Here is a 26,508-nt window from a genome sequence, read left to right as displayed (position 1 = left end):
TCAATTTAGCTGTTTGCTCATATGTATGGTTCCTTCCTCAAAGTCACGTTTGATAGTAAACCCTAACTTACGTGCCAGTTCTATCATGCCTGAGTTCTCAAACAGCGTCATCCCCTCAATACTGCCCACCCCTTGGCGCTGGCAATAATCTATCGCTGCATTCATCAAAATCCGGCCAAGCCCCAGTCCTTGTTGGTTTGAGCCAACAACAATCGCAAATTCGGCGACGAGGTTATCTGGGTCCATTAACACGCGTGATACTCCTAATGTCACATCTTCACCGTCAATTTTTTTGCTGACGATAAACGCCATTTCTCGGTCATAATCAATTTGTGTCATCTTCGCGAGTTGATCATGCGTAAATTGCGGCATCTCACCGAAGAAGCGGCTGTATCTGTCTTCTTTACTGAGAGATTCATCGAATCGCTTGTGCGCCTGTTCGTCTTCGGGGCGAATAGGACGTAATAGAGCCTGCGACCCATCTTTGAGAGTGATGGTCTTCTCCCACTCCTTAGGGTAGGGGCGAATCGCCAAACGTTTTCGGTAAGAGAGGCGCTGATAGGCTGTGATTTCAATACAGGCATCGAGCACCAAAAATTGTCCTTGTGTTGCCAGAAGAGGGTTGAGCTCTAGACTAGAAATGTCAGGTTGGTCGACAATCAGTTGCGAAACACGCGTCAACAGCGCACATAAACGGTATTTGTCGACTTTATCCGGCAAGGTGCGTTCTTTGAGCACGCCTTTGTCTTGGGCATTAGCAATCAGGTACTTCGCCAAGTTCATGTTCAAAGGCGGTAATGCGACAGCTGCTTGGGAGTAATCAAGGGCGCTGCCTGCTTCACCGAGTAAAATAACCGGCCCAAACTGTGGGTCGGTTTTAATCGCAATTCTTAACTCATGCGCGCCCGCCCGCGGTGCCATGGGTTGGATTGAAAAGCCATCGATACGAGCGTCAGGATAGACCTTGTTGATGCGCAGTAAGATAGCAAACGCGGCTTGCTCTACTTCGTGCTCGTCGCTGAGATTAAGCACGACACCACCCACTTCCGATTTACTGGCAATGTCAGGGCTAATAAGCTTTAACACCACAGGGAAGCCGCACTCTGCGGCGACTTCCGCAGCCTCACTTGGTGTAGTGGCAATGTAAGTTGTAACTGTTTCGATGCCGTAATGAGCCAAAATAGGCGCCGCTTGGTGAGTACTTAAGTAATTCTCTTTACGGCTCAAATGAGCTGCAATGCTGGCTTGTGCTGCCTTGTGGTCAATGTTGAGTTCATCAACAATCGATTCAGGCGTTTGTGTTAGGTGTTTTTGGTTACGGCGATAGTTAATAAGGTGCATGTATGCACCCACCGCGCCTTCAGGGGTGCGATAGGTGGGGATACCTCCTTGAGCACAAATTTTGCGTGCTTCGTATGCGGCTTCCTCACCCATGAAATTGGTCATTACAAACGGTCGCTTACGGACATCAATTTTCGATAAGGTCTCGACGATGATTCGGGCGTATTCAGTGCTGGGTGCTAAGGCTGAAGGAGTGTGAATAATTAATAAATTTTCAACTTCTGGTGCATTGAGTAATATTTTGAGTGCTTTTTGGTAGCGCTCAGGCGCGGAGTCGCCAAAGATATCAACTGGGTTATCGGTACTATCGGATTGTGGAATGACATGGTTTAACGCTGTCAGTGTGTGCTCACTTAACTCACATAGCTTACCAGAGCTTTGCACTAGGCTATCAACAGCCATCACCGCAGGGCCGCCGCCATTGGTGAGAATACATAAAGGTTCAACTTTGAGTAGTTTGGGGTGCAAAGCCAGCGTTTGCGTGGCGGCGAAAAGCTCACGTAAATCGTTTACGCGAAGCATCCCTGCACGTTGAATCAACGCATCATACACCGCGTCCGAGCTACTGGCGCCGCCGGTGTGGGCATGTGCCGCTTTTGCACCAGCCTCTGTGCGACCGGTTTTAATCACAATCACAGGTTTAGAGAAGGCAGCTGCGCGCGCCGCGGAAATAAAGCCCCGAATGTCTTTGAGATTATCTATGTATAGCAGTACGGCTTTGGTTTTCGAATCACGCCCCAAAAAGTCCAGCAGTTCACCAAAATCGATATCGACGCAATCGCCCACAGAAATAAAATAAGAGAAGCCGATGTCTTTGTGTTGGGCCCAGTCCAAAATGGTGGAACATACCGCCGCCGACTGGGAGATAAAGGCGACCTTGCCTGGGCGCGTTACGGTATGAGAAAAGCTGGCATTGACGCCTAAGTGGGGGATCATCAAGCCCAAGCAGTTAGGGCCTAATAAGTTCACTTTGTGTGTTTTACAGTGTATGGAGAGGGCATCTTTTTGTTGTTCGTTTAATCCTGCAGCTATCACGATGATATTTTTACAGCCCTGCTCAGCAAGGGCGGAAATAAGTGGCAAAATGGTTGATTTGTTGGTGCAGATAATCGCGATATCGGGTGTTTGCGGTAACGAAGCAATGTCTGGGTAGGCAAGTACCCCGTGCACGGCATTGTATTTGGGGGTAACGGGCATAATTGGCCCATTAAAGCCCCCTTGAAGCAAATTCCGCATGACAATATAACCCGGACGGGAGGCATTATTTGATGCGCCAACAACGGCGATAGATTTGGGGTTGAAGAACTGACTAATGCGTTTTACGCTCATAGCTCACTCTTTTTGGTACACTGAATACCGAATCATAGTCTCACACTTGTTGCAAAAAGGAAGCACCAATGCACAAAAGTATAACGCACATCAATATTTTACCTGCATTTTTACTGGCGTTGGGGCTTGCCTCAATTGGCATTTTGATTAACAGCGCCATCATCGAATTTAAAGCCATGGACAGGACTGTCGAAGTAAAAGGATTGGCCGAAATTCAAGTAGAAGCAGACACGGCAATTTGGCCCATCGTGTTCACTGAGGCGGGTAATCAACTGGATGAAGTCACCAGTGCGTTGGAAGAAAAGCAAAATGCGGTGGTGGCCTTTTTGAAGCTGCACGGCTTCAATGAGGATGAAATATCCGTTGGCCAAGTTACCGTTATCGATAAAAAGGCTCAGCAATATGGCCCCGAGCAGATTGGCCTGCGCTATTTAGTGAGTGCGAATATGTCGGTGTACAGTGATGACCCAACAAAGGTACGCCATGCCAGCAGCCAAATCAGTGAGTTAGCTAAGCAGGGCATTGCTGTTGGCGGTGACCGTTATACTAATCGTATCGAATATTTGTTCACAGGTCTGAATGACATCAAGCCGCAAATGATAGAGCAAGCAACACACAATGCTCGCGAGGTGGCACAAAAGTTTGCATCTGATTCTGATTCCACACTGGGCAAGATAAAATCTGCGCGCCAAGGCCAATTTAGTATTTTCGATAGAGATTCCAACTCGCCTCACCTTAAAAAAGTCAGGGTGGTGAGCACTATTGAATATTACTTGGTAGATTAAAGGTACAAATTGGGGTAGCGTGAAAGTGAGTAAGACCTCAATTGCTGAGCTTTAAAGCGCATAATACTGAGTGGAGTGTGGAATATGACAAGGAAGTTCGTCGTCGGTACTTTGGCGTTGCTTATAGGTGCTGTATTGTTCGTGTTTTGGCTGGGTACAGATATAACAAGTGGCTTGCAGACGCAACAAACACCTGTAGCGGAACCCCCAAAACTCACTGTTCCATTTACAGACAAAGAGAGCGAAGCGCAGGAGAGAGTCGAAGCAGCCTCGGCCAACTTGGACTTTGCAAGCAAGGAGTCTGCTCAAACACATGAAATACGCCTATGTGACAAGGCTGATGGCGTTAATGCAGCACTCGAACAAAAGATACTGCAAGCCAAAGATGTTGATTTTGTTCAGCAGTTTAAGCAATCCAATGCATTAGCCAGCCAGTGGGCGTACAGCAGTGTTGCTGAGCTGACGCCAAAGAGGAAGTCACAGACGCTGGCACAATTAGCAAACGATAACCCCAGTAATCAAGTGGTGTACTACGACTTGATGCTTTCATGTTTGAGTTCAGACGCTGAATGTGCGCCGAGCATCTTTGCCCGCGGCACTGAAATACATGGGCAAAACGGTGCATTTTGGCTGTTATCCGCGATTGACCATATTAATCATCAACGTGAAGAAATGGCCATTTCTGCGTTGCGACAGGCTGCACTTTCCCCCGTTTACGACGAGCTTTGGGGCGAGCATTTCGCCCTATTTGAAGAGGCGGTGCGTGCGACTCCAGTACAATCTGACATCGGCCAACAAATGACAGTCATGGGCTTGATGGCCGCGTCGACAAATATGCCTTATAACGAGATCATGGCGCTATGCAAGGGGGCGGGCTTAAATCGGCTGGATATTAAAGAAGTCTGTATTCAAGTTGGTCAGCGATTAGAGACGGGGAGAACACCGCACTCTCCAAGCTTATTGGTTTGGCCATTCAGGAGCGAATGTATGAACACTTCAATGATGACGTGTTGTTGCAGCGGGTACAGGAAAAAGGAAGTGCGCTTATGCGTCTGAATCAAGATTTTGCACAAGCGCAGCTATTGATGTTGCAAAATGAGCGCCGTACGCGAGACATGTTCACAAAGATTAAGGAACTAGGTGAGCTACAAACGATGGAATATGTGGTTCAAGAAGCTTATGTGCTCTCAGCTGAATCCCAACTTTGACCCATGTGCACCGAATTGGTAAAGCCAATAAACTTCTCTACTAAAGCCTAGCTAGGAAGATTGTATATGTGGAATACTGGCGCTGGTGAGTGGTTGCTAGTGAAGAAAAAATAAATAGGTTGGCTACACACAAGCTTTGCACAAAGCAAAAATAGCGACGCCAATCCCGTGATAAACAGGCTGACTCGCCCACCATTTCATGTGCTTTAATGCACGCGCTCACTACTTAAATGTGCAGACCTATTTTGAGTTTGTTCGTTGGCGTTTGCATCATTGTTAGCTTCTGAAGCCACTAGCCAATGACTGTGGCGAGTAATGTTTGCCCTTGCACGGTTAACAGCCAGGCAAATGCACATAGGTTAACGACGATGGTCAGCCAATACACCTGCCTAAACGCCTTTTTACTGGATTTATGGCGTAGCCTGCTTTGTGCATAATGTGCGCCGGGCCAACCACCTATCACACTCCAAACATGCAGTTGAACTTCTGGTGTTCGCCAACGGCCTTTTTTGGCTGCTGACTTGTCGAATACATACATAAAAAAGGTGATAACGCTGGTGCCAACATAAAGATATGCAATCTCAATCGGTAGCCAGTTCAATAACACCAAGACGCCTAGCGATAGCCAAAATATGGCTGCCACAACGCCTGCAAAACTCCCCGATTTATGGCCACTTTTTGTCTTTGTTTGTCGCTTTCTATCACTGGCTAGACTGACATTGACCGCCTTGAATTTGCCATTACGCTCTTTGATTTGCTCATAGGCAATAATGTCGCCGTTCATTGGTCTGCGGCTGCGCTGCGTGAAAGACTTTATATGCACAAAACTGCGTTGCCCACCGCCATTAGGTTCAACAAAACCGAAGCCCTTATCATCTTGCCAATTCGTCAACTTTCCTTGATATCTCAATGTCTTTTCCTGTTTTTTATGGCGATATTATTTACCTGAGCGGTTACTTTGGAAATCCAGCAACTTTGTTTGCCGCCAATCCACTTTGATGCCACTGCGTTTGCTCATCACAAAAGATTTGCGCGTCAGGCGATTTAGTGGGTTCTTCATCTAAACTGCCCGCAGGAACAATGAGAAATTTTCCGTTTTGAGTCAAAAAGGGCAGCCCAGAACCACAATGGGTGCAAAAAACACGGGCAAACGCGCGAGTAGGGTGCTCGTAACGCTTGGTTTTATCCTGTCCTTTAGTCCACTCGATATTGTCAGGTGCGGTAAATAGGTTAGATGCATGCGCTGAACCAGTAAGTTTTCGGCATTGCTCACAATGACAAAAGAAAAACATTTTAAAATCGTCTTCAACTGTGAAAGTGACTTCACCACAACAGCAGCCACCTGTAATTTGTTTACTCATAAATAACCTCCCTTTGAATGTTACGTAATAATGTTTGCCCAATATCGACACGCTGCCTTTGCAATTACCCCAGCAAAGTCTTTTCATCGCACTGAACGATTATTTTTTATAGTCCCGCTCCAATAGCCCCTCAACGCGCGTATTAACCTTTTTGGGATAAGTTATATCCGCTTTAATTTTGCGTACATGTTTAAATAGTTCGTTGATATTTAAGTCATAATTCATGCTAATGTGGTGGAAAGTACCATCAATTAGCACAATGCCTTGTTGCCCTATACTTTTGCCCGCGTGGCTAAGCGATTGCCGATGTTCAAATCGCTTTATATCGGCAACAGCAACATTAAAACTCCACGTATCTTGGCTAGGGTAACGCACAATAAGCCGCTGTGGGGTAAGTATGGCCTCAAATTTTGCTGGATGCTTAATATGCCAAAGAGCCACGAAAAAAAATACTAAGGCGCTGATGCAAAATGCCCAAATGCATTCGCTGCGAAAGTCCTGCGGGAGTTGCTCGCCTGTGTAGTGTTCATAACCAAATAAAATGACAATATAAAGCAATGACACAGTAGCCATAGCTATAAACTTCAGGGCTCGCTGAGCGCGTGTTTTGCCATAGTAGTACACAGGTTTGTTATCTGTTGTCATGTGCATCCCCAACGCTTTAATAAGGTTAATTATGCGCACATAACCCATTGTCAGGGAAGTTTTGTAAGCTTCCTAACTCGTATAGATAACCGTTAAATAACGATAAATGGTTTAAATGATACTGATTATCATTTAGTATTGTCCGCAAGTTTGCTAAATGGATTTGTGGTTTGAAACGCCTCGCCCGAAAAATACACCTGACCTTTGCCCTGGTGATCAGTGTTTTCCTTGTCATTATGTCTGTTTCTGGTGCAGTACTCATATATGCCAAGGACATCCAGCTGGCATTTAATCCACAGTTGTGGCGCGCTCAATCAACAGAGTTTATGATTGACAGCGAAACGCTCAGAACGCGCGTTAAGGAGCAAACGGGTCTTGATGTGAATCTAGTGAGCATGGAGAAGAACCCACATTGGGCGTGGCAGGCGCAATTGTCCGATGGCAGTTACGCTAGCATAGACCCGAGCACAGCGCAGGTACTGTATCAGTATGATTATTACAGCACCTTGTATGGATTTACTATGGGCTTACACCGTTGGCTGCTCTGGCGTGATGATAAAGGCAAGATGCCATTACGAAATATAGTCTCGACTATGGCATTGGGCTTTATTGTGGTGATGCTGGTTGGTTTTTACATGTGGGTGAAGCCCAAACACAGACTCAAACGTTTGAAAATCAACAAGCGCGCCAAAGCGAAGGTCATTAACCGTCAGGTGCACCACGTGCTTGGGGTGTATGCGACTTTGCCTTTGCTGCTGATTGCGTTTTCAGGCATCGCCTTTAATTGGAAAGCGCCCACTCAAGCAGTGGTGAATGCTTTGATGTCAGGTGAGGTAGAGTCTCGTCCTCGTATTGATGACCTTGAAGCAGCGGGACAATGGCAGTTACAACAAGCAATTGAAGTGGGTTTAACTGTGTTCCCCGATGCCCATTTGCAGCGTATTTATTTTCCGAAGGGTGAACATAAACCATTAGCGCTGCGCTTGCAGCAGCCCTCGGAAAGTCACGCCTATAGTTGGGTGTGGGTGAACCCATATAGCGCTGAGATTATTAATTTCTACGATGGCGCGAATGCTAATGCGGCTACTCAGGTTTGGAATTTCAAATACAAGTTTCATATCGGTGATTTTGCTGGGCCGATAGTGCAGTTTATGTGGTTGTTGCTGTGTTTGCTTCCGGTGTTTTTTGTGATTTCAGGTATTGTCATGTGGCGCGGTAGACAATAGCCCGCTCAACAATAATTTAAATCTTATAAACAAAAACGCCAGTCTTGGACCGGCGTTTAATTTAACTTGGAGTCGTGTTAAGCAGCTTGCTTCTTAGCAACCCACTGAGCAACCATTTCTTCAAGTAGGTTCAATGGCACAGGACCATTTTTAAGCACTACATCATGATACTCACGAATATCGAACTTATCACCGAGCGCTTTTTTCGCTTCTTCACGTAGCTCAACAATTTTCAGCATACCGATTTTGTAAGCGGTGGCTTGTGAAGGCATTACCACGTGACGCTCAACCATCTTCACTGCGTCAGATGTTGCGTTAGGGGTGTTGTTTACATAGAAATTGATACCTTCTTGGCGAGTCCAACGCTTAGCATGGATGCCGGTATCAACTACAAGACGACATGCGCGCCATAGCTCCATGGCTAGACGACCAAAATCAGAGTACGGGTCTTGGTAGAGGCCCATTTCTTTAGGTAGTAACTCAGAGTAAAGTCCCCAACCCTCGGTGTAGGCTGTGAAGCGACCAAACTTACGGAAACTTGGAATTCCTTCAAGTTCTTGTGAGATAGCCAGTTGCATGTGGTGACCCGGAATACCTTCGTGGTATGCAAGTGCTTCTAGCTGATACGTTGGCATCGCTTCCATATCGTAAAGGTTTGCGTAGTAAATGCCTGGGCGGGAACCATCAGGAGCTGGCTGCTGGTAGAAGGCTTTACCTGCTGATTTCTCGCGGAACGCTTCAACGCGTTTTACGTTTAGATCTGCTTTAGGTTTAACGATAAACAGCTCATCTAGGCGGCCTTTCATATCGTCAATTACGCGCACAGCTTCTGCAAGGTATGCGTCACGACCTGCTTCAGTGTCTGGATAGTAGAACTGCTTGTCAGTTTTCATGAATTCCATGAACGCCTTAAGGTCGCCTTTGAAGCCAACCTTTTCTTTGATAGCTCGCATCTCATCGTGAATACGTGCGACTTCAGAAAGACCGATTGCATGGATTTGATCAGCGGTTAGGTCTGTCGTTGTGGTGCGCTCCAGCATGGTGTTGTAGAAAGTGCTACCTTCTGGAAATTTCCACGCCCCATCGCGGTTATCAGCTACTTGCTCTAGGCGTTTTAAGAAGTTAATTAAACTGCTGTATGCAGGTTTTACCGATACTTTTAAAGCTAAAGTCGCTTCTTCAATCAGTGCTTCTTTTTGCTCAGGTGATATTTCCAGTTTACTCACTTTACGTTTGAAATCAGCGAGAAGCGTTGAATCTGTATCGCCTTCAAAAGGGGCGCCTTTGACAATGTTTTGACTTGCTTCAATGACGTGTGGGAAGACAAACTTAGGTGCAATAATGCCTTTTTTCGCACGTATTTTTAAATTTTCTTTGAGTTGTTCGAAAAGCTTAGGTACACCGTTTAAACGTGATATGTAGGCATTTGCTTCTTCAACGTTGCTAATAGTGTGTTGGTTGATTAAGAACGCGGCAACCATAGAGTGAGTACCAAACATTTGGTTCACTGGGTAGTTATGGTAGCGCCATTTGAAATCAGCAATATTTTGCTCAAGGTTCTGCTGCATCAGGTCGTAGCTAACTTGTGTGGTTGCATCAAGTGCTGAACGGTTAATGGTTTTTAGCGTTTCAAGGTCGGCCTTAGTAAGGGCTAGGTCTTCTAATGCGCGCTCTTCGCTTTCGTCATCCCACTTATCGTAATCTGTTTTAATGCCCATATAGGTTTGGTAAGTCGGGCTGCGCATGACGTTACGCATAAATACTTCTTCGAAAAACGCATTGGCTTTTTCTACTTCGCTTTGCACTACTTGTTGCACCGTTGCTGGTGCTTCTGCTGTCGCGCTTGTGCTTTGCGTATTTTGACAGCCTGCCAAAAGTGCGGCACTGATTGTAGCCGCGATAAGTGTTAGCTTACGCATAGTTTATTACCTATCCTTTCGCTTGTTGTAGTTGTGTGGTGCAAAGCGCACCACAAAATTAATGGGTTACTTCTGTGCGCAGTCACGCGCATTGTTAAAATGGGTTCAGTGTATAGCCTTGTTGTTGCAGCTGAGCGTGGGCCGTCATCGCTGAAAGCGCCATTTGTACTCCGGGTATCAGTTGCTCTGGCTTCACTTGATGATATGTCGCCGACTGACCACACACATACACCACCGTGTTGTATTTCAATAACTGGGTGATTAAATCCTGATTCTTATTCTGAGCATCAAAGCGTTGTTGATAGTACTCATTGGCAAGTACATCCACCGAGGCATCGCCATGTACCACAAGAGCTAGCTCGATATTCTCTGGCTTAACGCCATGCGCCACATGCATATTGATAAAGCGCGCCAAGGAATTTATGTGATTATTTTGTTGGCCGGCTTTTGCTGCAGGGGCAACATCGAAGACTATTTTAAATTGGGTATCCGCAGCGATGGGCGCATGCTTTGGTACATCAAAGTAATTGCCAAAGCCGTTGATGACGGGCTTAGCTTCTTCGCTGTGTGCAAATGGAGAAAGTAATACCGAAGTAAGAAGTAAGCCGGTCATTTTCATTATTGTTATTCCTAGTTGTTATACAAACATTTCCAACAGCTCGTTTAAATAACGATGGCCACGTTCTGTGACACAAATATGAGTGTCATTGCGGCTCAGCAGTCCCTGTTGCTGTGCATCTGTTAGTTGTTGTTCTATGTGACTCAGGGGTAGCCCAGTGAATTTTTGGAAATCATCTATTGGGCAGGGTTCTGCCAAGCGTAAACGATTCATCATAAACTCGAATGGACGCTCTTCTTCACTGACGGTCCAATCACGATATAAATAAGGCTTGGTTAAATCCATGTAGCCGCGCGGGTGTTTGACCTTTTCGGTACGCATTATGGTGCCATCAGGCTTGGTTATTTTGCCATGAGCACCACAACCAATGCCTATATAATCGCCAAAACGCCAATAATTCAAGTTATGTTGACATTGATGGCCAGGTTTTGCGTAACCAGATATTTCGTATTGGTCATATCCTGCCTCGCGTAGCATAGCTTGGCCTTGCTCTTGAATTTGCCACAGGGTGTCATCTTCCGGCAGTGTTGGCGGTTTGGAGTAGAATTGGGTGTTGGGCTCAATGGTCAGCTGATACCAAGATAAATGCGGTGGATTCAAGGCAATGGCTTGGCGTAGGTCGCTCAGGGCATCACCAATGCTTTGCCCCGGTAAGCCGTGCATTAAATCTAGATTAAAACTGCGCAAGCCTACTTCATGAGCTTGTTGAGCGGCATTCTTTGCTTCATCACTGCTGTGTATGCGTCCCAGTGCTTTGAGTTTATCCTCTTGCATTGACTGCACACCAATGGAAATGCGGTTGACGCCAGCCCGCACATATTCACTAAAGCGCCCAGTTTCTACTGTGCCGGGATTCGCCTCAAGGGTGATCTCAGCATCATCAGTTAGGGGAGTTAGCTTGCGCACACCATCGAGCAGGGTTTGCATCGCTTCACCAGACAGTAGGCTCGGTGTGCCACCACCAATAAAGATACTCTTGATTGGACGACCCGAACACAAGTGTGCGTCATTGCGTAAGTCACTCAGCAAATGTTGAACATATTCTTGCTCGGGAATTTTTTGGCCCTTTTGACCGTGGCTATTGAAATCACAGTAGGGGCACTTTTGCACACACCACGGAATGTGAATGTAAAGACTAAGAGGAGGCAGGGTCACGTGTTAACCCTGCAATTGCGAAAGTAGCAGCTGTAACGCCTGACCACGATGGCTAATGGCGTTCTTTTCTTCCTTGGTTAACTCTGCACTGGTTTTGTCCATACCTGCGACTTTAAATACTGGATCATAACCAAATCCTTCCAAGCCACTGCGAGATTCGGTGATCTCACCTTCCCACGTTGCTTGGCAGATAAGTGGTAATGGGTCATCTTTGTGGCGCATTAGCACTAACACACAACAAAAACGTGCGCTGCGCACTGACTGCCCTTGCATTTGCTGTAGCAGTTTATCAATGTTGTCGGCGTCTGTTGCGCCAGCGCCTGCGAAACGAGCGCTATACACACCCGGTGCGCCATCAAGTGCATCAACAATCAAACCCGAATCATCAGCAATGGCTGGTAACCCTGTTTGTGCACTGGCGTGACGTGCTTTAATAATGGCGTTTTCTACAAAGGTAGTGCCTGTTTCAGCTACGTCAGGGACATTAAAATCGCTTTGCGGTTTGATACTAATATCCAAATCGCTCAATAGCGCGCTAAGCTCGGCAACCTTGCCTTTGTTGCCTGTTGCAAGCACCCAAGTTGTCATGAATTCGCCTTAATCTTCGTATAGTTTTTGGTGAAAGCGCAGTACTTCAACGGTATTACCTTGCGTTAAGGTAATTTCGAAGCGGTACACTTCTTCGTTATCAAAGCGCATTTGCGCGATGTAATAAATGCTCTCGCCTTCTTTGATTTCTTGAAACTTCAGTTTCTCAGTTTGTCCTACAAGGTTCTTTGCTACACCGTTGATTTCAACAGCTTGGGCTTCGTTGTCTTGTAAAACAGAAATATTAATTAGCGCTCTATCGCCAGCGCGTTCAAGCTTGTAGCTACGAGCTACCTGAGCTGGAATAGATGTTGAAGGGAAAGCAATATAGTGCACTTGCCAGTTGCCAAGATTTTTATATTGGCCACCTTGCTCGCTAGGCTGTTCAGCGTGGCTTGGTAATGCCCACAGAGCAATTAAAAAAAGACCAGTTAGCAAAGCTTTCATAGCAGCTACTCCTTTGTGAGTGGAACTCTTTAATTGTATCAGAAAGTGGGCAAGCGAGTGCTTGCCCAGCGTGATTATGCGATTAAATCCATTAATAAAAACTGTAAGAACTGTAAACCAATAATCAGAACTAGAATCGACAAATCTAAGCCACCGATTGGCGGAATGATTTTTCTGATAGGGCGTAGCATAGGTTCAGTTAATTGGTGGAAAATTGCTTCAACAGGGTTGTAGCCTTGGCTCACCCAGCTCAGGATTGCGCGGATGATAAGCACCCAAAATAGCAGCTGTAGCGCTTCTTTCACGAGCGTAAATACGCCAGAAATCAGCACTACTTGTATGCTGAAAGCATTACTAAACAACAAAAGTAATGTGGCGACTTTCGCAAAAGCAACGATGAATGCCAGCACAAGGGAAGCAAGATCTAATCCGCCTAAACCAGGGATCACTTTACGCAGTGGATTCACGGCAAAGCTGGTGGCTTTCACCACAAACTGACTCAATGGGTTATAAAAGTCAGCGCGCACAGCCTGTAACCAAAAACGCAATAAGACAACCATAAGGAATAGATCAAACACTATTCCAACTAGAAAATGCATGGCATTCATTTAGTAAGCCTCAGTAAAAATTAAATTTCTTTTTCCATTTCTTGGGCACGTGCAATACACGCATCCATTGCACCCGCAACGTCTTCAATTAAGCCTTGGGCTTTAAGGTGTTCAACCGCCGCGTTGGTTGTGCCACCTTTTGATGTTACGTTTGCACGTAATTGCGCAATACTAATATCTGTTTGTGATAGCGCCATTTCAGCCGCACCGAGTGCTGTTTGTTGAACCAGTGTACGAGCTTGCTCTGCGCTAAAGCCTAACTCAATGGCTTTTTGTTCAATAGCTTCCATAAACAGGAAGAAATACGCCGGTGAAGAGCCGGTCACGGCAATAATGTCATTGATTTGTGACTCTTCTTCTACCCAGACTACAATGCCGGTACTTTCGAATACTTCTTGGATGAACTGGTTTTCTTGTTCATCGGTACCATGGGCAAATAAGCCTGACACACCGCGACCAAGCAGAGACGGTGTATTTGGCATGCAGCGAACCATTTTCACTGGTTGGCCAAGCATTTCCTGAAGACGTTTTACGGTGATGCCCGCAGCCACCGAAATAAAGACTTTGTCGCTCACATCAACGCCAGCGTCGGTGAAGGTTTGTGCCAGCTCTGCCATCATTTGAGGTTTGACAGACAGCACAATCACATCTGCTTTTTGTAGCGCTTCAATATTGTCTGAGGTGGTTTGTACACCAAAGTCAGCAGCGACCTTCGCGAGTTTTTCCTGATTACGATTGGTGGCAATGATTTGCTCTTTGGCAAACCCACTCTTTACCATACCGCCAATAATGGCGTAACTCATATTTCCAGTACCGATAAACGCGATGGTTTTTTGTGACATAGAATCCTCAAATTGTTGTGTTATTCGAATGTGCGACTCAATTTAATTATTGTTGACGCTCACCAAAGATGGCAGTGCCAACGCGAACCATCGTTGAGCCTGCGGCAATCGCCGCATCCACATCTGCACTCATACCCATAGATAAGGTATCTAGTTGTGGATATTGGGTCTTTAGTTTATCAAAGCAAGCGCGTAATTGCGCAAAAGATTGAAATTGCTCATCGAAACTGACCGATTTTGCGGGGATTGCCATTAAGCCACGAAGCTCAAGTTGACGGCAGTTATGAATAAATTCTGCGAGCTTGGGGAGTTCTTCAACACTGCACCCGGACTTATTTTCGTCATTATCAATGTTAACTTGAATTAACACTTGTAGTGGTTTCAGGTTTGTTGGACGTTGCTCGTTCAAGCGTTTAGCTATTTTTTCACGGTCAATACTTTGCACCCAAGTGAAGTTTTCAGCGATGGCTTTGGTCTTGTTACTCTGAATCGGACCGATAAAGTGCCATACTATATTCTTATGTTCTTTAAGTAGGAGTACTTTTTCAACTCCTTCTTGCACATAGGATTCTGCAAATTCTCGGTGACCATGCGCAAAAGCCGCTAAAATATCTTCTAAGGGTTTTTTCTTAGATACAGCAATTAAATTGATGTCTTTGTAATCACGCCCACATTTTTTTGCCGCTTGGGCTATTCTGTCATAGGCGGCATCGAGTCGTTCTGCTATTGTAACCATAAAGTTATCAGTTAGTTGTGGAGTCCTATTATGGATATTACCGAATTACTGGCCTTTAGTGTCCAACACAAGGCCTCGGATTTACACCTTTCTGCTGGTGTGTCGCCGATGATCCGTGTCGATGGTGACGTACGCCGCATTAATATACCTGTGCTGGAAGCCAAAGAAGTAAATGGGCTTGTCTACGACATTATGAACGATAAACAGCGCAAAGAATACGAAGAAAATCTCGAAGTGGATTTCTCGTTTGAAGTGCCAAACCTTGCACGTTTCCGTGTCAACGCATTTAACACTAACCGCGGTCCTGCTGCTGTATTTCGTACCATCCCGAATGAGGTACTGACGCTTGAGGACTTGGGCGCGCCAGAGATTTTTAAAAGCATCTCAGATAACCCCCGTGGTCTAGTGCTGGTTACAGGGCCTACAGGTTCGGGTAAATCAACGACCTTGGCTGCGATGGTTGATTACATCAACAATACACGTCATGACCATATCTTGACGATTGAAGACCCCATAGAATTCGTGCATCAAAACAAACAAAGTTTGATTAACCAACGTGAAGTTCACCGCGATACCCACAGTTTTAATGCGGCGCTGCGAAGCGCATTGCGTGAAGACCCCGACGTTATTCTGGTGGGTGAGCTTCGTGACTTGGAAACAATTCGACTCGCGATGACTGCCGCAGAAACCGGTCACCTTGTATTTGGTACGCTGCACACCACCTCAGCGCCAAAAACTATCGACCGTATTATCGACGTATTCCCAGGTGAAGAAAAAGACATGGTACGTTCTATGCTTTCTGAATCACTGCGGGCGGTTATTTCACAAACACTGTTGAAAAAGATTTCCGGTGGTCGTATCGCGGCACATGAAATCATGATCGGTATACCTGCGATCCGTAACTTGATCCGTGAAGATAAAATTGCGCAAATGTATTCATCAATCCAGACGGGTGCAGCACATGGCATGCAAACAATGGATCAGTGTTTACAAAACTTGCTTAACCGCGGGCTTATCAGTACGCAGTCAGCGCAAGCAAAAGCACACGATAAATCACAATTTGGCGCTTCAAGCCAGTAGTAGAATAGGTTAAAGATGTTACAGCCGTTATCAAACTATCTAGAGCAGATGATTGTCCTTGAGGCATCAGACTTATTCTGTTTCCACTCACCTTCCTGTGAGTGCAAAAATAAATGGTGAACTGACGCCACTTGACGATTATGTCTTAAGCGATGATGAAGCGCTTACCATGGTTGAGTCAGCAATGACCGACAAGCAAATCAACGAGTTTCACAATTCAAAAGAATGTAACTTTGCGATTGCAACTGACGAAGGCCGTTTCCGTATTTCCGCCTTTTGGCAACGTGACCAGGCAGGGATGGTTATTCGTCGTATCGTGACGACCATTCCTGATGTTCAAGCCTTGGGTTTACCCTCGGTGTTGACAGATGTCATCATGAAAAAACGTGGTTTAGTACTGTTCGTAGGTGGTACTGGTACGGGTAAATCGACCTCATTAGCGGCGTTATTGGGTTATCGTAACCGCCATCAAAAAGGGCATATTTTAACAATCGAAGACCCAATCGAATTCGTCCACGAGCACAACAAGAGTATCATTACTCAGCGTGAGGTCGGCCTAGACACTGAAAGCTTTGAGGCGGCGCTGAAAAGTTCGTTACGTCAGGCACCTGATGTGATTCTTATCGGTGAGATTCGTTCGCAAGAGACGATGGAATATGCGTTGAGCTTTGCAGAAACGGGTCACTTGTGTGTGGCTACACTGCACGCCAACAACGCTAACCAAGCAATCGACCGTATCATGCACCTTGTGCCAAAAGAAAAGCACGAAAAGCTTAAGTATGACTTAGCATTGAACCTGCGCGCGATTATCGCTCAGCAATTAATTCCAACATCTGATGGTGAAGGTCGAGTAGCGGCAATTGAAGTATTGCTAAATTCACCTATGGTGTCTGAATTAATCAAAAAAGGTGAAATTGGTTCGATTAAAGAAGTGATGTCAAAATCTACTGAGATGGGGATGCAGACCTTCGACCAGGCCTTATTCAAACATTATCAAGAAAAGCGTATCAACTATGCAGATGCACTGCATCATGCTGACTCACCAAATGACTTACGCTTGATGATTAAACTGCGCAATAACGAGCAGCAGGGTTCTGGTTTTTTGCAAGGTGTTACTGTTGATGGTCTTAACGACGGCGACATTGACGAATAAGTCTCTAAGTGTGGCAGGCAGAGCAATGCTCTGCCTGTTGCTTATCCTCTTTGCTATACCCATCACTAAGGCTGCTGAGCCCAAGGTTGATATCTACATTCGCGACGATGTGCTCACAGATTATGTGGCATTTTTAGATGGTCGCTCGCCTTTATCCATCTCTGAGTTTTCCACCAAACGTATTCGACGTGACGTTGTTGATATGATCATAGCGCAACAAGCGTTGCAATTAGGTGGGTTTGAACCGCGTTTTAAGTACCACAGCGGCAAGATTAACTTTCGTAATACCCGTATGCTAGAGCAGGGGAAACTACTGATTAGCTTCGATAGTTATTGGCAAAAAGATGCACAAGCTATTGCGGAACATGTTTATATTTCTGACCCTGTGATCAGAGTGGGTGAGTATTACGCAGGAGTATACAGTCATCCAGATAACACGAGGGTACAACAAAGCCTCAGCCTAGAAGATTTCCAGTCGCTCAGCGCGGTCTCGACACCACGTTGGCGCAGCGATTGGCAGACGCTTGAGCAATTGCCGCTGAAAAAGTTAGTGCGAGAAGACGAGTGGCTGGCACAGGCGCGTATGGTGTCGATGCAGTGGGTCGATTTTATGTTGATGCCGATGATGCCTCAGTACGACAACTATTATCAACTTGAGAACATCGCACTTAAAGCGAATCCAAATTTGGTCGTATTAATTGAAGACAGTCGTCATTTTGTGATCTCGAAGAAGCACCCTCATGGGGAGCGGGCCTTTTTCGCATTACAAAAGGGACTGGCTATATTGCGTCAGCAGGGAAGGATTAGCAAAGCCTACAAAGAAGCAGGCTTTATTCCTGATTTAACAAAGATTACTGTAGTTAATAGCCCAGAGTATGAGCGAAAAAGCTCTCAAGAATAAGCACAGCTGATGCGTTGTCTATATTATCTTTGCGAAGGTTTCTGTAGCCGCCTTGAGCAAATAATTGTTCTTTCGCTGCCGCGGTTGTGAGTCGCTCATCTTGAGTCTGTACTTGCAAACCTGTTTGATTATGCAAGCGATTTGCGAACTTACGCGCACGATGTGTCAAATCTTGCTCAGTGCCATCCATATTCAATGGTAAGCCAACAACCAGTAAATCAGGCTGCCACTCCCGCACCATAGTTTTGATATCTTCCCAATTGGGTATGCCGTCTTTGGCCTTCACAGCTTTTAGTGCACTGGCTGTGCCCGTGAGTTCCTGGCCAATGGCCACACCAATACTTTTGGTGCCAAAGTCAAAGCCCATTACGCTGCGTTGACCGACTTCTTTTGTTGAATTACTCATGCGTGTCCTGCTTCTAGGCTTAGCCTGTCTGCATCTATACCCACTAAGGCTAAGGCTTTGTGCCACCGCTCATTAATGGGTGTATTAAATATGATTTTTGGGTCTGCCTCGATAACGAGCCAAGAGTTTTCTAACAACTCTTTCTCTAGTTGGCCTTCTGACCAGCCGGAATACCCAAGCGTAATGATAAAATCCTGTGGTGCATCACTCGTGGTTAGACTTGCTAGCACATCTTTGGACGTGGTGATCATAATATCAGAACTAAGGCTTTGCGATGATGAATAGCCGGGTTTCGGGGTATGCAATACAAAACCCCGGTCAGTTTTCACCGGGCCACCGGCAAAGACTTGATAGTCAGCAGCTTGTACTGATTTATCGTTATCAATTTCAACTTTATCCAGCAGCTCACCGACTGTGACATCAATAGGTTGATTGATCACCAACGCCATTGCACCATCGTCATTATGTTCACAAATATACGCCACTGCATGCTTAAAAAACGGGTCTTGTAGTGATGGCATCGCCACCAAAAAGTGGTTTGTTAATGATTGCATAGGCATAAACCTCTTATTAGGCGTCTTTGAGCTTGCGCTCCAAGGCATCAAAAAATTGGCCTGTAATAGAAATATCGGTTTCAGCCTCAATTTCTTTAACACAGGTAGGCGCTGTTACATTCACTTCAGTCAGCTTGTCGCCGATGATGTCGAGCCCGACAAACAACAAGCCTTTGGCTTTGAGCGTCGGTGCTAGCGCTTCTGCAATACGGCGTTCATCATCGCTCAACGGACGCACTTCACCGCGCCCACCTGCTGCCAAATTACCTCTTGTTTCGCCATTTTGTGGAATGCGTGCAAGGCAATAAGGGATGACTTCGCCATCAACAACCAATACGCGTTTGTCACCGTCTTTGATCGCTGGGATGTAATTTTGAGCCATAGCGAAGCGACTGCCGTGTTCGGTGAGCGTTTCAATAATGACACCGATATTGGCGTCATCATGCTTTACACGAAAAATCGACGCGCCACCCATACCATCGAGTGGTTTAAGGATAATGTCACCATGTTCGGCTAAGAATTGGCGAATCTGTTTTGCTGAGCGAGTGACTAGTGTGTCAGGTGTAAATTCACTGAACCATGCGGTGTACAGTTTTTCGTTGGCATCACGCAGACTCTGAGGCTTGTTTACGACCAGCGTTCCCGACATTTCAGCGCGCTCAAGAATATAGGTCGCATAAATGTATTCAGTATCAAATGGCGGGTCTTTGCGCATCAAAATAATATCAAGATCGGCAAGTGCAACATCTTGCTGTGGCTCAAGTTCATACCACTTATTTACGTCATTAAACACCTGCGCGCGAGCAGCATGTGCATACGCTTGGCCTTGGCGTAAAAACAAATCATCCATTTCAATGTAATACAGTTCGTAGTTACGTTTTTGCGCTTCTAACATCATGGCAAAGCCAGTGTCTTTTTTGATGTTAAATCCAGAGATTGGGTCGCTAATTATGCCGAGTTTTATTGCCATTGCTTTGCTCGCTTAATAAATATCTAATTGTGTTATGGGGTTGGCGCGCTAAAAAATCAATTAGCTAGATCACCAAACTCTAATTGCAATGCACTTAAGACCGTTAATGCCGCTGTTTCTGTTCGAAGAACTCGAGGGCCTAGGCGAATATCAGTAAAGCCATTACTGTGACTTGCAGCGATTTCTTCGTCAGTAAACCCGCCTTCTGGACCCACTAGAAAGCGCACACCAGTGCTCGGCGCCGCGAGTGTTTTGATACTGTGTTCAGCACGTGGATGCAACGTAAGCTTAGTTTCATCACTTGATTGAGCCAGCCACTGTTCTAAGGAAATGGGTGGGTGAATGGTCGTGATGCGGTTTCTACCACATTGTTCTGCCGCAGCAATCGCGATTTTTTGCCACTGTTGATGCTTTTTCTCGAGTCTATCTGCGGCGAGTTTTACGCCACAACGTTCACTGAAAAGAGGGGTGATTTCACTCACGCCTAACTCGACCGATTTCTGAATAGTGAAATCCATTTTATCGCCGCGAGAAATGACTTGGCCGAGGTGAATTGACAGTGGCGATTCACATTCGAATTCACTGAACTCTATTGGCTTTACTATGACTTGTTTTTTGCTCGTCTGCACTATTTCGCAAAGGTATTGGCCACCTTCGCCATTAAATAAGCTAACCTGATCGCCGCTTTGCATACGCAGTACGCGACCGACATGACCTGCGGCATCGTCACCCAATTCAACGTCGGTACCTAAGCTCAATGGCATTGGCTCATAAATGTGTGGAATTCTCATAAACTTGCTCTATCGGGGCTTTGCCGACAGTCTAAACTAGTCGCCTAAATGCGCAAGTGTCTCGGGGTCTTGATTGCAGCTTAAGTGGTTCTTGCGAAACACGGTGTCTAATTTTTTGAACTCATAATGCGTTGGATGTTTAACAATGAGAACACGATTCTCATGCAAGGAGTCAATGATCCATTTGAGAGTGTTGCCGGCGGACTCGTAGATTTCAGCAAATATTAACACGCCTTCAATTTTGTGATGGCGAGACATGTAACTAGAGAGTTCTGCTACGCTTATTTCGTTTTCAAAATCACAATAGCAGTAGTCTTTAGCATTGTGATCAAACATGAGCTTTACCATATGACGCGTGTTTGCACCGGCAACAATTAGCTCCTCGCTATTCACCTGCGCACAAAAGGCACGGCTCAGAAGCGGATCGCTATCTATTAATAGAAAGTTGCTTAAGTCCATTCACTACCTCATTCTTAGGTAAAAAATTGAATTAATAAGTAGCCCATTGCGCAATAAACACAAAAAACCACGGCTGCAATTCCCACATTGTCTTGTTGGTCGACTTCTACACCCGTGTTTACTTTGAAAAGCACAATCTTTAAAACAATTCGAGTCATGGCTTTTACAGCTAACCACATAAAACCGCAGTGAACTGCCAATGTAAAGACATTTTCCACCATCTTACCGCTGTAATACTCCGCACTTGCAAGCCCAGCGTACAAGGCCAACGCTAACCCCAATGACTTTCCTGCGTAGCGAATCCCGATGGATGTATTCTCTAAATTGAAATTTGTTTGCAAGGAAGCACCTTGGTTAAATTTAGCAAATCGCGCTTCGCGAACCTTGCTGTCGAGGGCAAATATTCCCTGAATCATTAAAAAGTTAACGAACACGACCAATAGAGAGTATAGGCTATTGGTTTGCGACCAGTTAACTAATCCAATAACAACAATACTATTTCCCAATAACATGCCTGAATCGACCAAAGCAGCGCAGACATTTTGCTTTAAAATAGCTTTTTCTTCATTAAAGCGACTGAGTATCCATTTTCGATGGATTGCTTGGCCCACTTTGACGAACAGTAACATTAACACCAGTAGCAGCGGGACTTTCCAAGGTGTTTGTTTCATAACAGCGAGGGAGAAATCGTCAATCAAATAGCCAATCACCAGTACCAAGGATAGAAGATAACTGGCGTAACTGATCCCCAATGCAAAATTATCTCTATGTGCTAACTCAACATCGAGTGCTTGGCGGGCTTTGACCTGTGTGTATATGCGTAACGCAAAGAGCACTAACGCAATCGCCACAAAGCTAATCGCAAAGGTATACAGGGACTCGTTTGACAAGGAAAAATACGTCATACTGGCAACATTAGAGTAACTTTTGTATTCATTCTAGTACGGTTGGCCGTAACTTAAAAGAGAGCTATTCATGCCAGCATCAAAGAGTATTCCCACGTCATTACAACAACTTGGTGAAACACGCTTTCAAGAAATTTATCATCATCAGGATTTTAGTGTTGCTTTGGTAACCCTATTGTCGCTCAGTGACTTTGCCTACAAGGTGTTAAGTGCTCATCCTCAGTGGGGTGAGTGGCTGTTAGAGAATGAACAGCAGCAGTCAAACACACCCTGCCAGGTTTTTTCGGCGCCCCTGGCCGACATAGATGAAAAAACATGTTTTCGTGAGTTGCGATTGTATCGTCAAAAGTATTGGCTGCATGTCGCGTACTTGGATTTAGTTTGCGATAACGAGATCGCTGACTCCATGCGGTATGTATCAGAACTAAGTGATGCACTGATTGATGCTGCAAATTGTTGGGCCTATGCTGAAGTGAGCAAGGTCAATGGTGAACCTTTGGATGAACAAGGAACACCTATGCCGATGATGATTTTAGGGATGGGCAAACTGGGTGGTTTTGAACTTAACTACTCCTCTGATATCGACCTTATTTTTACCTATCCGCGCATGGTGTCCACTCAGGGGGGGCGACGCAGTATCGAAGCGCAGGTGTTTTACACTAAAGTGGCGCAAAAAGTCATTGCCGCTTTGGACCAGCATACAGTGGACGGTCGCGTGTTTCGTGTTGACATGCGTTTACGACCATTTGGGGATAGTGGCCCACTGGTAATGAGCTTTGTGGCGATGGAAGATTATTACCAAGAGCAAGGGAGAGAGTGGGAACGCTACGCCATGCTTAAAGGGCGTTTAATTGGGCCGCAAACCAAACATCAAGATGATTTTTACCAAATGCTGCGTCCATTTGTATACCGACGTTACATTGATTTTTCGGTGATTGAATCTCTGCGTAAAATGAAATCATTGATAGCACAAGAAGTTCGCCGCAAAGGGCTGGTCGATAACATCAAATTAGGCGCTGGTGGTATTCGTGAAGTTGAGTTTGTGGTGCAGGCTTTACAACTGATTCGGGGTGGGCGAGAGCCTAAGTTGCAAACGCAAGGTTTGCATGCGGCATTGATGGCGCTAACTGGGCTTGGAGTGTTCAATCAGACTCAATATCAACAACTATGGCATGACTATGCACTGCTACGTACCGTTGAGCAGTACCTGCAGATATTTAATGATGAGCAAACACAACAACTTCCAGTTGATGACCTTGGTTGGTGCAGGCTCAGTTATCTATTAGGTGAGGAGTCTGAGCAAGCTTGCAGGGTCAAAATCGATGCAGCAATGGCCCGTATTCGTGAAGAGTTTGAACATGTAATAGGTTTTGAACCGGAGCAGAGTGCGCCGGTGCAAACGAGCTATGTGTTGGCGTGGGAGCATGGCGACAGTGAGGCGCTGAGTGATGTGATGGTAGATGCACAGCAACGGCAAAGTTGGCAAAACCCGCTAAGTCACTTCAAAGACAGAGTCAGTAAAAAGCCGATTGGTAAACGTGGGCGAGACACCCTCGATAAGTTGATGCCGCAAGTACTGGCACAACTACAAAAAGTGCATGCCAGTGGAGAAGTGTTTTCGTTGGTGACCAATGTCCTCGACAAAATCATGTCGCGAACAGCGTACCTTGAGCTCTTGCTGGAAAATTTAGGGGCTTTGCAACAGCTGGTGCGTTTGTGTGCCCATAGCCGTTGGATTGGTGAGCAAATAGCCCATCATCCTATCTTACTGGATGATTTGATTGACCCAGCGGCTTTGTACAAACCATTGCCTTTGGATGCGTATGCCAGTGAAGTTCGTCAATACTTCTTGCGCATCGACGAAGATGATTTAGAGCTGCAAATGGAAGCGCTTCGCCAGTTTAAGCAAACTCAGCAATTACGTATTGCCGCCGCTGATGCCACTGGTGTGTTGGCACTGATGAAAGTCAGTGATCACCTTACAGCGCTCGCTCAAGCGATTGTTGAGCAAGCGGTAAACCTTGCGTGGCAACAAATGGTTGCACGTTTTGGGTGCCCTGAAGGCACCGATATCGAGAATAAGGGCTTCGCGGTTATAGCCTATGGTAAAGCGGGAGGTTTAGAGCTGGGCTATGACTCAGACTTGGATTTGGTGTTTGTGCACAACCATGAGGGCGATACGACCACTGATGGCGAAAAGCAAATATCCGCTCGGCAGTTTTATTTAAAACTCGCTCAACGCCTGATGCACCTGTTTAACACTCGCACGAGTTCGGGGATCTTGTACGAATTAGACACGCGTCTTCGTCCAGAGGGAGCATCAGGGTTATTGGCTATTAACATTGAAAGCTTTTTACATTATCAATTAACACAAGCGTGGACATGGGAGCATCAAGCGCTCACTCGAGCTCGTGTTATTTATGGCACTGACGATCTCGCCAATCGGTTTGATGAAATTCGCAAACACGTTCTGACACAAAAACGCGACCATAATGAGTTGCTAAATGACGTAGTGCAAATGCGTGAGAAAATGCGTGTCCATTTAAGTCAAGACAGTGAAATGATGTTCGACTTAAAACAAGGATTTGGAGGCATGACGGACATCGAATTTATAACGCAGTACCTCGTGCTTGCAAACGCTAGAAAATTCCCAGAATTAGTGACTTACTCCGACAATATCCGCATTCTAGAAATGGCGGCACAGTGTGGCTGTATCAGCGAAGAACAAGCTAAGCAATTGATCCATGCCTATTGTCATTATCGCGGTTTGTATCATGTCCTAAGCTTACGTAATCAAGATAAAGTAATGGCAAAAGTGGAGCTTGAAGAAGAGATTTCATCGGTGCAACAAGTATGGGAAGCGTATTTGTGCCTCCCAACTGAGCATTAAGAACGTGAAACCTTGAGGCAGTTTTCTCTAATGTAAGGTGAAGGGCGCTCAGTGATGATGGCTGCGCGCTCGCGATTACAGTAAAAGGTTTGCACCTCGAACTCAAAATCACTGTCGATCGCTTGACCAACTTGATAGAGCGTCGACACAAAGGAGTCATCAACACGGAACGGGTGCTTAACTACATAGTCTTTACCTAGATACCAGTAAAATGCTACGCCTTCTTCTTTTGCGTAATCACTCATCGCTTTTTTTAGTGTTGCGCCGGCACTAAAACGGCGTGCTTTGACCGTTCCTTTCCAGCGAATATCCGTCTCTTGTACTTTGCCCAGACGCTGTTCCAATAACGCCGTTAAGTCATCAGTTGGCTCACCCAAATCAATCACATACTTTTCGCGCTCCGTAGCATTACGCACAGAATTTTTAATGTTGGCATAAAATTGCGATAAGCCAGACGCGGCAGCATTATTTTCTTGAATTTTGAACATAGGGCCGTCGCCCAGAAGAAAATAGGCTGCGGCAAATATTAAAATAAATGCCAAAGATAAATGCTTGATCCAAAACCACATTGCGGTGCCTTCCTTTTTATTATTATTAAGCATAGATGGAGTTGTTGTAACTGACTACTTTATCGGTAATACGAGGGGGCGTTCTCATCTGGACGCGTTTTAAAGCGACGATGCAGCCACATGTATTGTTCAGGTGACTTTTTGATTGCGTCTTCCATGCGTTTGTTCACCGCAGTGACATCTGCAACCTCGTCTCCGCTTGGGAAATTTTCCAACGCAGGCTGAATAGCTATATGGTATTTGCCTTGTTCATCTCGGCGGCTCTCAACACTGAGAGTTTTGCAATAGCTGGCCGAGGCAAATATGAGTGTGCCCGTGGTGCTCGCAGCCTGTTCTACTGCAAAGAAAGGGGCAAACACACTGCGTTTTCTGCCATAGTCTTGATCAGGCAGGTAATAGCAGAAATTTTTGTCTTTGATAGCTTTGAGCAAGCCTTTGACATCACGTTTACCCACAAGGTATTTGTTTGAGCGCAACCGACCTTTCGTTGTGAAGTAGTCCATCAATGCATTGTTGTGTGGTCTATAAAAGCCAACGGCTTGGCGTTGCGTGCCCATAATGCGTGAAGACATTTCTAGGTGTAAATAGTGGGGTGCCATCAACAATACACCGCATCCTTCGTTATTGGCGCTATCTATGTGTTCCAACCCGGTGATTGAACCCACTATGCGGTTGATACGCCATTGCGGCCACCACCATGCCATAGCGCTTTCAAAAATCGCCATGCCGGTGTTTTCCATGTTGTGTAACACTAACTTGGCTTGTTCTTCTTTGCTCATACTTGGGTAACAAAGCGCCACGTTAACTTCAGCGATTTTGCGACGCTTTTTCACAAAACGGTGTACCAGCCGGCCGAGCGCTCTACCCATTGCTAATTGCCATGACTGCGGTAACCAGCTCAATGTGTACAGAAGAAAAATAGAGAGCCAGCTAGGCCAATACTTCGGAGCAAAAAAGGCGAGTTGGAAGGAAGTTTTGTTTACCACGAGCGTAAGTTTTAACGTTACTAATGGCGCTCAGT

General features: G+C 45.7%; 27 protein-coding genes and 1 pseudogene. 8 read left to right on the top strand and 20 right to left on the bottom strand.

Going from position 1 to position 26,508, the window contains the following annotated elements; translation table 11 throughout:
* Entirely contained in the window at positions 1-2,670 is a 2,670-nt protein-coding gene (locus ACH19P_RS13800; RefSeq protein ID WP_462159122.1) for a bifunctional acetate--CoA ligase family protein/GNAT family N-acetyltransferase, read from the bottom strand.
* A 68-nt stretch (positions 2,671-2,738) separates the two neighbouring features.
* Here ACH19P_RS13800 and ACH19P_RS13795 point away from each other — a divergent pair, with 68 nt between their 5' ends.
* From ACH19P_RS13795 to ACH19P_RS13785, 3 genes are all read left to right on the top strand, one after another.
* Positions 2,739-3,455 carry an SIMPL domain-containing protein gene (locus ACH19P_RS13795; RefSeq protein WP_462159121.1) on the top strand — a complete coding sequence of 239 codons (717 nt, stop codon included), beginning with the start codon at positions 2,739-2,741 and terminating at the stop codon, positions 3,453-3,455.
* Between the two features lie 84 nt (positions 3,456-3,539).
* A complete protein-coding gene (locus tag ACH19P_RS13790; RefSeq protein ID WP_462159120.1) occupies positions 3,540-4,511 on the top strand; it encodes a hypothetical protein in 972 nt (323 codons plus the stop codon).
* Positions 4,502-4,663 carry a hypothetical protein gene (locus tag ACH19P_RS13785; protein ID WP_462159119.1) on the top strand — a complete coding sequence of 54 codons (162 nt, stop codon included), beginning with the start codon at positions 4,502-4,504 and terminating at the stop codon, positions 4,661-4,663. Before ACH19P_RS13790 ends, ACH19P_RS13785 begins: the two co-directional genes overlap by 10 nt.
* Positions 4,664-4,955: 292 nt before the next feature.
* On the opposite strand, the gene ACH19P_RS13780 is transcribed toward ACH19P_RS13785, so the two are convergent.
* From ACH19P_RS13780 to ACH19P_RS13770, 3 genes are all read right to left on the bottom strand, one after another.
* Entirely contained in the window at positions 4,956-5,573 is a 618-nt protein-coding gene (locus ACH19P_RS13780; protein WP_462159117.1) for a DUF1294 domain-containing protein, read from the bottom strand.
* Positions 5,574-5,616: 43 nt separating this feature from the next.
* Positions 5,617-6,024, bottom strand: coding sequence for a GFA family protein (locus ACH19P_RS13775; protein WP_462159116.1), 408 nt, complete (start codon positions 6,022-6,024; stop codon positions 5,617-5,619).
* Between the two features lie 99 nt (positions 6,025-6,123).
* Positions 6,124-6,669: a hypothetical protein gene (locus tag ACH19P_RS13770; RefSeq protein WP_462159115.1), complete on the bottom strand. Its 546-nt coding sequence runs from the start codon at positions 6,667-6,669 to the stop codon at positions 6,124-6,126.
* 170 nt (positions 6,670-6,839) lie between these two features.
* Between ACH19P_RS13770 and ACH19P_RS13765 the strand changes: the two genes are divergently transcribed.
* The gene (locus ACH19P_RS13765) at positions 6,840-7,895 is read left to right on the top strand and encodes a PepSY-associated TM helix domain-containing protein (protein WP_462159114.1); all 1,056 of its coding nucleotides are present in this window, start codon (positions 6,840-6,842) and stop codon (positions 7,893-7,895) included.
* 77 nt (positions 7,896-7,972) lie between these two features.
* Here the strand turns inward: ACH19P_RS13765 and ACH19P_RS13760 are convergent, their stop codons facing one another.
* The 8 genes from ACH19P_RS13760 to ACH19P_RS13725 all read right to left on the bottom strand — a co-directional run bounded on the left by ACH19P_RS13760 (position 7,973) and on the right by ACH19P_RS13725 (position 14,809).
* Complete coding sequence (locus ACH19P_RS13760) at positions 7,973-9,814, bottom strand: DUF885 domain-containing protein (protein ID WP_462159113.1); 1,842 nt, start codon at positions 9,812-9,814, stop codon at positions 7,973-7,975.
* A gap of 94 nt (positions 9,815-9,908) precedes the next feature.
* The gene (locus ACH19P_RS13755) at positions 9,909-10,427 is read right to left on the bottom strand and encodes a DsrE family protein (RefSeq protein WP_462159363.1); all 519 of its coding nucleotides are present in this window, start codon (positions 10,425-10,427) and stop codon (positions 9,909-9,911) included.
* A gap of 24 nt (positions 10,428-10,451) precedes the next feature.
* Positions 10,452-11,588: a radical SAM family heme chaperone HemW gene (hemW, locus tag ACH19P_RS13750; protein ID WP_462159112.1), complete on the bottom strand. Its 1,137-nt coding sequence runs from the start codon at positions 11,586-11,588 to the stop codon at positions 10,452-10,454.
* Between the two features lie 3 nt (positions 11,589-11,591).
* Positions 11,592-12,176: an XTP/dITP diphosphatase gene (locus ACH19P_RS13745; protein ID WP_462159110.1), complete on the bottom strand. Its 585-nt coding sequence runs from the start codon at positions 12,174-12,176 to the stop codon at positions 11,592-11,594.
* A 9-nt stretch (positions 12,177-12,185) separates the two neighbouring features.
* The gene (locus ACH19P_RS13740; RefSeq protein WP_462159109.1) at positions 12,186-12,623 is read right to left on the bottom strand and encodes a DUF4426 domain-containing protein; all 438 of its coding nucleotides are present in this window, start codon (positions 12,621-12,623) and stop codon (positions 12,186-12,188) included.
* Positions 12,624-12,697: 74 nt separating this feature from the next.
* Positions 12,698-13,231 carry a YggT family protein gene (locus ACH19P_RS13735; RefSeq protein WP_462159108.1) on the bottom strand — a complete coding sequence of 178 codons (534 nt, stop codon included), beginning with the start codon at positions 13,229-13,231 and terminating at the stop codon, positions 12,698-12,700.
* A gap of 20 nt (positions 13,232-13,251) precedes the next feature.
* Complete coding sequence (gene proC / locus ACH19P_RS13730) at positions 13,252-14,097, bottom strand: pyrroline-5-carboxylate reductase (protein ID WP_462159362.1); 846 nt, start codon at positions 14,095-14,097, stop codon at positions 13,252-13,254.
* 22 nt (positions 14,098-14,119) lie between these two features.
* The gene (locus tag ACH19P_RS13725) at positions 14,120-14,809 is read right to left on the bottom strand and encodes a YggS family pyridoxal phosphate-dependent enzyme (RefSeq protein ID WP_462159106.1); all 690 of its coding nucleotides are present in this window, start codon (positions 14,807-14,809) and stop codon (positions 14,120-14,122) included.
* Positions 14,810-14,839: 30 nt separating this feature from the next.
* Here ACH19P_RS13725 and ACH19P_RS13720 point away from each other — a divergent pair, with 30 nt between their 5' ends.
* From ACH19P_RS13720 to ACH19P_RS13710, 3 genes and pseudogenes are all read left to right on the top strand, one after another.
* The gene (locus tag ACH19P_RS13720; protein ID WP_462159104.1) at positions 14,840-15,889 is read left to right on the top strand and encodes a type IV pilus twitching motility protein PilT; all 1,050 of its coding nucleotides are present in this window, start codon (positions 14,840-14,842) and stop codon (positions 15,887-15,889) included.
* Between the two features lie 15 nt (positions 15,890-15,904).
* Positions 15,905-17,042: pseudogene (locus ACH19P_RS13715) on the top strand (PilT/PilU family type 4a pilus ATPase).
* Positions 17,011-17,943 carry a hypothetical protein gene (locus ACH19P_RS13710; RefSeq protein WP_462159103.1) on the top strand — a complete coding sequence of 311 codons (933 nt, stop codon included), beginning with the start codon at positions 17,011-17,013 and terminating at the stop codon, positions 17,941-17,943. Before ACH19P_RS13715 ends, ACH19P_RS13710 begins: the two are co-directional and overlap by 32 nt.
* On the opposite strand, the gene ruvX is transcribed toward ACH19P_RS13710, so the two are convergent.
* Genes ruvX through ACH19P_RS13680 form a run of 6 tightly spaced genes read right to left on the bottom strand, consistent with a single transcriptional unit; the run spans position 17,903 to position 22,028 of the window.
* Entirely contained in the window at positions 17,903-18,349 is a 447-nt protein-coding gene (gene ruvX, locus ACH19P_RS13705; RefSeq protein ID WP_462159102.1) for a Holliday junction resolvase RuvX, read from the bottom strand. The two genes, ACH19P_RS13710 and ruvX, sit on opposite strands and share 41 nt — an antisense overlap.
* Positions 18,346-18,903 carry a YqgE/AlgH family protein gene (locus tag ACH19P_RS13700; RefSeq protein ID WP_462159101.1) on the bottom strand — a complete coding sequence of 186 codons (558 nt, stop codon included), beginning with the start codon at positions 18,901-18,903 and terminating at the stop codon, positions 18,346-18,348. Before ACH19P_RS13700 ends, ruvX begins: the two co-directional genes overlap by 4 nt.
* A 16-nt stretch (positions 18,904-18,919) precedes the next feature.
* Positions 18,920-19,873 carry a glutathione synthase gene (gene gshB, locus ACH19P_RS13695; RefSeq protein WP_462159100.1) on the bottom strand — a complete coding sequence of 318 codons (954 nt, stop codon included), beginning with the start codon at positions 19,871-19,873 and terminating at the stop codon, positions 18,920-18,922.
* Positions 19,874-19,929: 56 nt separating this feature from the next.
* On the bottom strand, positions 19,930-20,664 hold the full coding sequence (gene rsmE, locus ACH19P_RS13690; protein ID WP_462159099.1) for a 16S rRNA (uracil(1498)-N(3))-methyltransferase: 735 nt from the start codon (positions 20,662-20,664) through the stop codon (positions 19,930-19,932).
* 36 nt (positions 20,665-20,700) lie between these two features.
* Positions 20,701-21,123, bottom strand: coding sequence for a hypothetical protein (locus tag ACH19P_RS13685; protein ID WP_462159098.1), 423 nt, complete (start codon positions 21,121-21,123; stop codon positions 20,701-20,703).
* Between the two features lie 14 nt (positions 21,124-21,137).
* Positions 21,138-22,028, bottom strand: coding sequence for a DUF350 domain-containing protein (locus ACH19P_RS13680; RefSeq protein WP_462159096.1), 891 nt, complete (start codon positions 22,026-22,028; stop codon positions 21,138-21,140).
* A 70-nt stretch (positions 22,029-22,098) separates the two neighbouring features.
* On the opposite strand from ACH19P_RS13680, the gene glnE reads away from it, so the two are divergent.
* Entirely contained in the window at positions 22,099-24,918 is a 2,820-nt protein-coding gene (gene glnE / locus ACH19P_RS13675; protein WP_462159095.1) for a bifunctional [glutamate--ammonia ligase]-adenylyl-L-tyrosine phosphorylase/[glutamate--ammonia-ligase] adenylyltransferase, read from the top strand.
* Here glnE and ACH19P_RS13670 read toward each other — a convergent pair.
* Positions 24,915-25,487, bottom strand: coding sequence for a TcpQ domain-containing protein (locus ACH19P_RS13670; protein WP_462159094.1), 573 nt, complete (start codon positions 25,485-25,487; stop codon positions 24,915-24,917). The two genes, glnE and ACH19P_RS13670, sit on opposite strands and share 4 nt — an antisense overlap.
* Positions 25,488-25,546: 59 nt before the next feature.
* A complete protein-coding gene (lpxL, locus tag ACH19P_RS13665; protein ID WP_462159093.1) occupies positions 25,547-26,473 on the bottom strand; it encodes an LpxL/LpxP family Kdo(2)-lipid IV(A) lauroyl/palmitoleoyl acyltransferase in 927 nt (308 codons plus the stop codon).
* Positions 26,474-26,508: the final 35 nt, after the last annotated feature.

It is taken from the genome of Pseudoalteromonas sp. GB56 (genome assembly GCF_054923835.1).
The sequence above is the reverse complement of the archived record's forward strand: the minus strand, read 5'-3'. Positions and strand labels throughout refer to the sequence as shown.